This is a genomic window from Bradyrhizobium sp. PRIMUS42, assembly GCF_023006515.1.
Classification (GTDB): Bacteria; Pseudomonadota; Alphaproteobacteria; order Rhizobiales; family Xanthobacteraceae; genus Bradyrhizobium.
Map to the genome: position 1 here is coordinate 1 of NZ_JALBGZ010000261.1, position 7925 is coordinate 7925.

Annotated in this window: 9 protein-coding genes and 1 pseudogene; 3 read left to right on the forward strand and 7 right to left on the reverse strand. The window is 62.5% G+C overall.

The window, feature by feature from the left end:
- A partial coding sequence (locus MOV75_RS19735) for a GlxA family transcriptional regulator (protein WP_246926560.1) occupies positions 1 to 603 on the forward strand: 603 nt, incomplete at its 5' end.
- Positions 604 to 808: 205 nt separating this feature from the next.
- On the opposite strand, the gene MOV75_RS19740 is transcribed toward MOV75_RS19735, so the two are convergent.
- The 4 genes from MOV75_RS19740 to MOV75_RS19755 form a co-directional block, all read right to left on the reverse strand.
- Positions 809 to 1039: a hypothetical protein gene (locus MOV75_RS19740; protein WP_246926563.1), complete on the reverse strand. Its 231-nt coding sequence runs from the start codon at positions 1037 to 1039 to the stop codon at positions 809 to 811.
- Positions 1040 to 1190: 151 nt separating this feature from the next.
- Positions 1191 to 1400 (reverse strand): hypothetical protein, encoded by a 210-nt coding sequence (locus MOV75_RS19745; RefSeq protein ID WP_246926566.1) that lies wholly within the window; start codon positions 1398 to 1400, stop codon positions 1191 to 1193.
- 193 nt (positions 1401 to 1593) lie between these two features.
- Complete coding sequence (locus MOV75_RS19750) at positions 1594 to 3198, reverse strand: TRAP transporter large permease subunit (protein ID WP_246926569.1); 1605 nt, start codon at positions 3196 to 3198, stop codon at positions 1594 to 1596.
- Positions 3195 to 3734: a TRAP transporter small permease subunit gene (locus MOV75_RS19755; RefSeq protein WP_246926571.1), complete on the reverse strand. Its 540-nt coding sequence runs from the start codon at positions 3732 to 3734 to the stop codon at positions 3195 to 3197. The genes MOV75_RS19750 and MOV75_RS19755 overlap by 4 nt, the downstream gene beginning before the upstream one ends.
- A gap of 244 nt (positions 3735 to 3978) precedes the next feature.
- On the opposite strand from MOV75_RS19755, the gene MOV75_RS19760 reads away from it, so the two are divergent.
- Complete coding sequence (locus tag MOV75_RS19760) at positions 3979 to 4254, forward strand: hypothetical protein (protein ID WP_246926573.1); 276 nt, start codon at positions 3979 to 3981, stop codon at positions 4252 to 4254.
- A 34-nt stretch (positions 4255 to 4288) separates the two neighbouring features.
- Here the strand turns inward: MOV75_RS19760 and MOV75_RS19765 are convergent, their stop codons facing one another.
- The 3 genes from MOV75_RS19765 to MOV75_RS19775 form a co-directional block, all read right to left on the reverse strand.
- Positions 4289 to 4525 (reverse strand): hypothetical protein, encoded by a 237-nt coding sequence (locus MOV75_RS19765; protein ID WP_246926580.1) that lies wholly within the window; start codon positions 4523 to 4525, stop codon positions 4289 to 4291.
- 1181 nt (positions 4526 to 5706) lie between these two features.
- A complete protein-coding gene (locus MOV75_RS19770; RefSeq protein ID WP_246926581.1) occupies positions 5707 to 6480 on the reverse strand; it encodes a gamma-glutamyl-gamma-aminobutyrate hydrolase family protein in 774 nt (257 codons plus the stop codon).
- 92 nt (positions 6481 to 6572) lie between these two features.
- Positions 6573 to 7295, reverse strand: coding sequence for a hypothetical protein (locus MOV75_RS19775; protein ID WP_309486823.1), 723 nt, complete (start codon positions 7293 to 7295; stop codon positions 6573 to 6575).
- Positions 7296 to 7428: 133 nt separating this feature from the next.
- On the opposite strand from MOV75_RS19775, the pseudogene MOV75_RS19780 reads away from it, so the two are divergent.
- A pseudogene (locus MOV75_RS19780) lies at positions 7429 to 7925 on the forward strand (AI-2E family transporter); the annotation flags it as partial.

The window sequence follows — 7925 nt, forward strand, 5'->3', positions numbered from 1 at the left end:
AACCGCCGCGCCACCATCACCTGGTGGCTGCAAGGCGAGCTGCGGCAACGCCATCCAGCGGTCGACCTCGCGGCCGACGCTGTTATCACCGCGACCGACCGCCTCGTCTGCGCGGCCGGGCCGATGTCGTGGGTCGACCTCCTGCTCCGGCTGATCGAGATGGTCGAGGGCAAGGAGATCGCAAAGCTGTGCGCGGACTACGTCGTCATCGACACGGCCCAGCGGACCCAATCGATTTTCATGCCCGTCGGCTATCTGCTCTCGCAGGACCCGCTGCTGACCAGAGCCGACCTGCTGGTTCGCCGCACCGGCAAGGCCCCGATGACGGTCAAGCGCCTTGCCGGCGCGCTCGGCCTCAGTGAGCGTACGCTGAACCGGAAATTTCAGGAGCTCACGCGCGAACCGCCGCAGGCCTTCATCATGCGCCGCCGCGTCGAGCACGCGCGCACGCTGCTGGAGACGACAACGCAGCCGATCAAGGCCATCGCGCGCACGGCCGGCTACGAGGACGAGAGCAGCTTTCGCAAGGCGTTCCGGAAATTGACTTTGATGTCACCGCAGGCCTATCGCGCGCGGCGGATGGAGCGGATGGTGCAGGGATAAACCTTGCAGATCAGATCCGTCGGCTTTCGTTCTGCATCTGACTCCACTTCGTTCTCAAAGAACAAATCAGATCCGTAAAAACAGAGGCGGATCAATTCCTACCGATTGGTTTATTCGTCCGAGATTTGGAATACGCATTCGATGCATGGAGCCGGTTCTCGTAGGGCGGATTAGCCGAAGGCGTAATCCGCCGCTTGCTCGCGACTCACGCACGTTCGCCAAAGTCACCGTCCGCGCTGCTATTCCCCGCCCAAAAATCGGCATCGCCGTCCGGAAGCGTCCAGACCGCATGAAGGTGGTTCGGAAGAACGACAAACGCATCGATCTTGAACGGATAGTCCCGACGTGTGGCTGCAACAGCTACGCGCAGGGCGTCAATATGCTCGACGAGGAGTCTTCGCTTTCGATCGAGCAGATTGACGGTGAAGACCAGCAACCGCCCGAAACCAGTGCACGACGGTAGTTCGGCATTCATGCGTCCCAACGATCAAAACGGCAGATTACGCCTTCGGCTAATCCGCCCTACGCACCCACATCGTCCGGCGGCCAGGAATGAACGAAGCGAGGTTCGGCCGTTGAAGATGCCCTTAGCGGACAACTCCTGCCGCGTCGTCCGCGCTGGGGATGAGCCAGTCGAGCCCGATCAGACAAGCTTCAAGGATAACGAAGGCGGCAATGCCGCCGAGCCAGCCGAAGAACACGATGGAAAAGGTCCCGAGCAGAATTGCGCAAAACAGGTCGGCAAGCACCTTGCAGATGCGGAGGTCTCGGTCTTGTTCAGATGGGAAATACGGCATCGGGCTCTCCTAATGCTGCTCTGGGCTTAAACTTAGCCACAGCACGAGGTGACCGTCTACTCCACCAGACGATCGGTCAGTCGCAAAATCCCCATTGGGGCTGCTGTTCCCCGTGCAAAGGGGCATGCCTTCGCAGGCGGCCGGCAGCCCCCCAATATCTCTCCCCGGATCGATCCCGGGCAGAGATATTCCCTCAATTCTTCGGCTGGCCGAAATCAAGCGGCGGTGGCAGCTCAATATCCGGAATTTCGATCTTGATCTTGTCCAGATCCACCTTCCTGGGAGCGTCCAGCAGCCCGGTGACGGTGATCGGGAACGCGATGACGACCGCAACCATGATCGCCTGCAGACCGATCCAGGGCATCGCGCCCCAATAGATGTCCGAGCTCTTGACCTCCTTCGGCGCCACGCCCCGCAGGTAGAACAAGGCGAAGCCGAAGGGCGGATGCAGGAACGAGGTCTGCATGTTGACGCAGAGCATGACACCGAACCAGATCAAGGCCGCATCCGCCCCGACGACGGGGGTGAGCAGCTTCTGCGCGATCGGCGCGATCATCGGGATGATGATGAAGGCGATCTCGAAGAAGTCGAGGAAGAAGGCGATGAAGAAGATGAAGAGGTTCATGAAGATCAGGAAGCCCCAGACGCCGCCCGGCAGCGACGTCAGCATGTGCTCCAGCCAGACACCACCGTTGCAGCCGAGAAAGACGATCGAGAAGCAGGTCGATCCGATCAGGATGAACGTCACCATGCAGGTGATGCGCATGGTAGTCTCGTAGCCCTGCTTGACCAGGATGCGGAGGTCGGGAATCCTGATCGTCTCGATGCAAACCCAGGCGACTGCGAGATAGGCAATCGCAAAGGCGATCTTGAACACCAGATTCGGCGTGAAGTAGATGCCGATGATGGTACCGACACCCGCGGCCGCAACGCCGACGAACAATACCTTGTGACCAGCCGAGCTGAAATCCTTGTGATGGATGACGGCGAGGACGATCGCGCCGACTGCGCCCATCGCGCCTGCTTCGGTCGGGGTGGCGAGGCCGAGCATCATCGTGCCGAGCACTACGAAGATCAGGACGGCGGACGGGATGATGCCCAAAAGGCATTTGCGCCAGAGCGCCCAGCCTGTGAGTGTCCTTGCTTCCTTGGGTACCGCCGGAACGTGACCCGGCTTGATCACGCTCAGAGCAAACGTGTAGCCCGCGAAGAGTGCGATCTGAAGCAGCGATGGGCCCCAGGCGCCCAGATACATATCGCCAACCGACTTCCCGAGCTGATCCGCGAGCACGATCAGAACCAGTGAGGGAGGCACCAGCTGGGTGATGGTGCCGGAGGCCGCGAGCACGCCGGTGATGTAGCGCATGTTGTAGCCGTAGCGGATCATCACCGGCATCGAGATCAGCGCCATCGCGATCACCTGCGCCGCCACGGTGCCTGTGATAGCGCCGAGGATGAAGCCGACAATGATCACGGAATAGCCGAGACCGCCGCGAATGGGGCCGAACAACTGCCCCATTGAATCCAGCATGTCCTCTGCGAGGCCGCATCGCTCGAGGATCGATCCCATGAACGTGAAGAATGGAATTGCCAGCAGCAGTTCGTTTGCCAGAACGCTGCCGTAGATGCGCTCGGGGATTGCCTGGAGGAAGCTAAACCCGAAAAATCCTTCGTGGATCGCGAGAAAGCCGAACGAAAGGCCGAGAGCGGCCAGCGTGAAAGCGACCGGAAATCCGATCAGCATGGCGAAGACCAGCCCGCCGAACATCAGCGGCGGCATCATATCAATCGTGATCATTGGGTCGGCCGCTCGTATTTCGCCTCGATGGTGACTTCACCACGCAAGGCCGCAATGCGTTTGATGGCTTCCGAAACACCTTGCAAAGCCACCATGAAAAATCCTGCCGGCAGGACAAACTTGATCGGCCACCGGAGGAGGCCGCCAGCATTATTGGACATCTCGCCGATGATGAGCGAGTTGTAGAACATCGACCACGAGAGGTAGCTGAGGAGCAGGCACGCCGGGACGAGGAAAACCAATGTCCCGATCAGGTCGAGCCACAGCTGGCCGCGTTCGGAAAGCATGAGGTACAGGATTTCGACGCGCACATGCTCGTTGCGTTTGAAGGTATAGGACGAGCCGAACATCACGATGACGGCGAACATATACCACTGCGTCTCGAGCCAGCTGTTGGAACTGTAGCTGAAGGCATACCGGATCATCGCATTTACAGCGCTGACCACGCAGGCCGCGAGCACCAGAATGTTGCAGACGTTGCCGACCTTTTCATTCAGCCAGTCGATAGCCGTACTTACCGCCAACAATGGGCGCATCGATGCCTTTTCCCCGCTCGCTGAGTGCTCCCCCCCAAACGAGCAGGATCAGGCGCTGTATCAGCAGCCTTCCACTTCTGCGCGGGAGCTAGTTCACCCTCCTGATGCTTCCGCCCGTTCTTGTTGTCGGTTTTCGGCAAGACATGTTCAGGTCTCGCCCGCCGCGTGAAGCAAGGCACAATTACCGTCAGCCAATTCCGGGTCAACAAGAAAATGGACAATTTCGCGCAGCAACGACTAAAACATGGTCGCAGTGCTTTATGGGTTGGCCTGCGGGGCTGCAGGCAACGCGATTCTCGGACGGGCTGCCTTTAACGCGGATATCGCTGCTCCAGAGGGGAATTTCGTGATCGGCGCACTCCTGGTCGTTTTGTCAATTGCTCTCCTCTGGTTGTTCTTGCCTCGCAACGGGCAACCGCATCGATGGATGGCGCTTCCGTTCTTCGAGACAGCAATTCCCCTGCTGGTCGTCATGTCATTCGCGGCTGGCCTGACGATGGTATTCGGACGCATGCTCTGAGATCCCATGCGGCATGGTCGAATTGCGGGTACGCCTACCCCTCGACGTCGTACTGCTTGCAGAGATGATCGCCGATCTGGACAAGCATGGCGACGCATTCAGGGTAACCGGGCCGATCTGAGGTGGCCTGATCAGCGCTGGCTCGAAACTCCCAGGAATGACCGTCGCGAAGGATGGAAATTGTCATGCCATCGGGACAGTCGGCGTGGACCTTCAACTCGGCCTTCGCCATGGCGATCAGTTCGCTTTCAGTCTTCACAGGTCTGCTCATGAAGGTCATCCTCGGTCTTGGGCAGAACTTTAGGTGTGTCTGCCAAACCCACCCGACAAGTCTTCCCGATAAAGCGGCTCCCGGCATTAGGATAGCGCAATCCGGCGCGGTCCGCCCGGGTCACTTGCTGGCAGCGCAGCGGCGAGCACGACCGGCTTCGATCCCGCGGCAGACCTCGACGTTTTGGGCTAGGACGAGCGCCCAAGAAGATCAAGCCGCCCACGAGGCGTCGGGCAACACACCGAAACACCTCGTCAACCCCTGCCCGCAAAAACATTCCACTTTCCCGAATTTCGGATTTATGGCATACACCGCTCATCCCGGCCCCTGCCAAAGGGGCGCTTCGCGATCGTCACGAGATGCGGGCCGGGCTTGCGGTGGATGCGGTAGCGCCGGCGCGGCATGCGTGATGACAGGGCGGGCAACCGTGAGTCCTCAGGCGACGCGATACGACCCGGCGCGGTCACAGCGGTCAGGTTGGACACCGGGGGCGAGCACGCGCCAGCCCCTGACGATCCGGCCCGGTCGTCCGCGGACGGAGAAGTCGTGTGGTCCTGACGCCCGGGGTCTGTGCGTCAAGTCTCAGCGGTGATGTGGCGGCCCGACCGGGCACGCGCATCGATCATCCGCAAGGCGACGGGGGCAATAGTGCATCGCTCCCCGGGGAGAGCACGAAGGACACCGTTAAAACCATCCGCGCAGGGAAGGGCCGGGCGACCGGCATCACCTGTGATCCACCCCGTGTGCATCTTCGTAGCGCACGGATCTCGGGTGCCGCCGGCGCCCGGCCTTCCCTGCGCCCTTTGGCCTTCATCGGGCGCCGAACGACAGCAAGCCTCGGGCGAAACGCGCCGCGAGACTGCGAAGGCGTGTCTGCCAGTAAGCTGAGAGTTGGAGAATGCCGACGATGCCCCTTGCACCGTCATTGCGAGCGCAGCGAAGCAATCCAGACTGCCGCCGCGGAAGGGTCTGGATTGCTTCGTCGCAAGGGCTCCTCGCAATGACGACGTGGAGAGAGGGAGCGCCAAACTCGTGCTCTCGCGCCCCGGACGCGGCGCAGCGCCCCTTGGCGGTGCGCTGCAGAGCCGCGGGCCCATATCGCAACGGAGTTCACAGCGCTGGGTCCCGGCTCTGCGCAGCAGCGTCAGAACGCTGCAGCGCGTCCGGGACACGAGGGTCCCCTATGCCGCCGCCTTCTGCCTTGCGACCAGCGCTTCGCCGAACGCCTCGAACAGCTTGCGGTTGATGGGATTGTGCTGGGGATCGTATTCGGCGTGCCATTGCACGCCGAGCGCAAAGGTCGGGGCGTCCGCGATGCGGATCGCCTCGATGGTGCCGTCCTCGGCGATGCCTTCGATCAGCACGCGCTTGCCCGGCTCCAATATGCCCTGCCCGTGCAGCGAATTGACCCGGATCTTCTCGCAGCCGAGCAGTCTTGCGAACGCCCCGCCGGGCGTCAGGTCGACGTCGTGACGGTCGGCGAACACGACGGTCGGATCGGGATGGATCTCGCCGTTCTCGAGCCGGGGCATGCGATGGTTCATGCGGCCGGGGATTTCGCGGATCTCGGGATGCAGCGAGCCGCCGAAGGCGACGTTCATCTCCTGGAGGCCGCGGCAGATGCCGAACAGCGGCACGCCGCGGGCGACACAGGCGACCGAAAGCGCCAGCGCCACCTCGTCGCGATGGATATCGTAGGGCTCGTGCCGCTCACACGGATCGACATTGAAGCGGGTCGGATGGACATTGGCGCGGGCGCCGGTGAGCACGATCCCGTCGACCACGTCGAGCAGCGCGCCGATATCAGTGATGTCGGGCGCGGCCGCGACGATCAACGGCAAGCCACCGGAGACCTCGGCCACGGCGCGCAGGTTTCGCTCGCCGACCATCTGGACCTGAAATCGATTTTCGACGCGATGGGAATTCCCGATCACGCCGACGACCGGCTTTCTCATCTGTCGTTCCGTGCCTCTCCGCCGAAGAAGATTCCCCAAACATGCCCCTCCGATGGAACAAATTCAACAGAAGGGTACGCGGGACGGCAATGCTATTTTCGCGCAAATGCCTCCCGGGCCTCGCCCCCGGCAGGCAGGCCGGCGGCCTCCAGTGCAATTGCCGCCGGATCGCCCGGCGCGGTCAGCCAGGGCAATTTCGCGTCGATTCCGCGCGTCACGGGCTCCCCGAGCGCCCCACCGAAATCAATCGGCCAAAACCCGTTGGGCACGACCTCGGCCGTGAGGCTACGGATCGCATAGCCGTCGCCCAGAACCGCCTCGGCATGGTCGGCGGCGACAAGGCGCGCGGTCTTGGGATCATTGGGGTTGCCAAAGCTCACGAGCACGGGAACGAGGTCGCCCTGCACCGGCACGACGCCGGTCTGCCGGTAGATATCGTTGAACGAGACGCGGTTGCCGCGCGCGGCGCCATAGGCGCGGAGCGCGACATAGTTGATGTCGTCGAAGTCCAGCTTGGAGCCCTGCCGGTGCGCCAGCAATGCCACCAGATTCCTGCCTTTGCCGCGGTCCTGGCCCAAGTCTTGGCCGAGGTCGACAAACACCGCCTCCCCGCGCGTCGTGGTACGGCCGCCGCGGTTATAGTTGCGGTCGGGCACGACCGCCAGAACGCCGGACCCGGTCTTGATCCCGTCGGGTGTCGTCACCTCGACCGTGAGGCGAAATTTGTGGCCGGGCCGGTTGATCCGGATCTGGTCGCCGATCACGAGCACGGCCAGGAGCCCGAGTAGACCGACCCATTTGCTGATGAAGCTCAAGCGGCCCCCACTGTTCTTTCCTCATCGCTCTGCACCGCCGGCGCGCCGCCGTCAAACCAGCGCGTCGACGCGGACTTGATCGGAAGCGCGTTTGTCGAGAGAGTGCGGCGCGCCGCGCTGAAAAGGACCCGATGTGACGATGTCCAAAGATGAACGCTTCCGGACCCGCGACGACCAGGCTCGGGATCAGGCTTGGGCAATCTCGGTCGGGGGCATCGGCGTCGTGCTGTTCACCGCGCTGCTCGCCTTCACCTGGTATTTCGCCGCCACCCTGCTGCTGATCTTCACCGGCATGCTGCTCGGTCTCGGTCTAAACGCGCTGACGATCGCGCTCGGCCGCCGCGTGCCCCTGCCGCATGCGGTGCGGCTCGCGATCGTCTGCACCGCGCTGGCCCTGATGCTCGTCGGCATCGCCTATCTCGGCGGCGCCACCATTGCCGAGCAGGCTTCGTTGCTGAGCAAGACCCTCAAGTCGCAGCTCGCCAACGTCAGAGCCTTCCTCGATAGCCACGGCATCGACACCAGCTTCTTCGATCTCGGTAACGGTGCGGCTGATTCCGCGGTCAGTACGCCGTCGGAGGCGACGCCCGCACCGGCAGCGCCCTCGCGCGGTCCATTGCCGGGCGCGGG

What these genes read in the sequence shown, in the direction of transcription:
- MOV75_RS19745 (WP_246926566.1), bottom strand. Translation starts at nt 1,400, where the DNA reads ATGCCGTATTTCCCATCTGAACAAGACCGAGACCTCCGCATCTGCAAG.
- MOV75_RS19750 (WP_246926569.1), bottom strand. Translation starts at nt 3,198, where the DNA reads ATGATCACGATTGATATGATGCCGCCGCTGATGTTCGGCGGGCTGGTC.
- MOV75_RS19755 (WP_246926571.1), bottom strand. Translation starts at nt 3,734, where the DNA reads ATGCGCCCATTGTTGGCGGTAAGTACGGCTATCGACTGGCTGAATGAA.
- MOV75_RS19760 (WP_246926573.1), top strand. Translation starts at nt 3,979, where the DNA reads ATGGTCGCAGTGCTTTATGGGTTGGCCTGCGGGGCTGCAGGCAACGCG.
- MOV75_RS19765 (WP_246926580.1), bottom strand. Translation starts at nt 4,525, where the DNA reads ATGAGCAGACCTGTGAAGACTGAAAGCGAACTGATCGCCATGGCGAAG.
- MOV75_RS19770 (WP_246926581.1), bottom strand. Translation starts at nt 6,480, where the DNA reads ATGAGAAAGCCGGTCGTCGGCGTGATCGGGAATTCCCATCGCGTCGAA.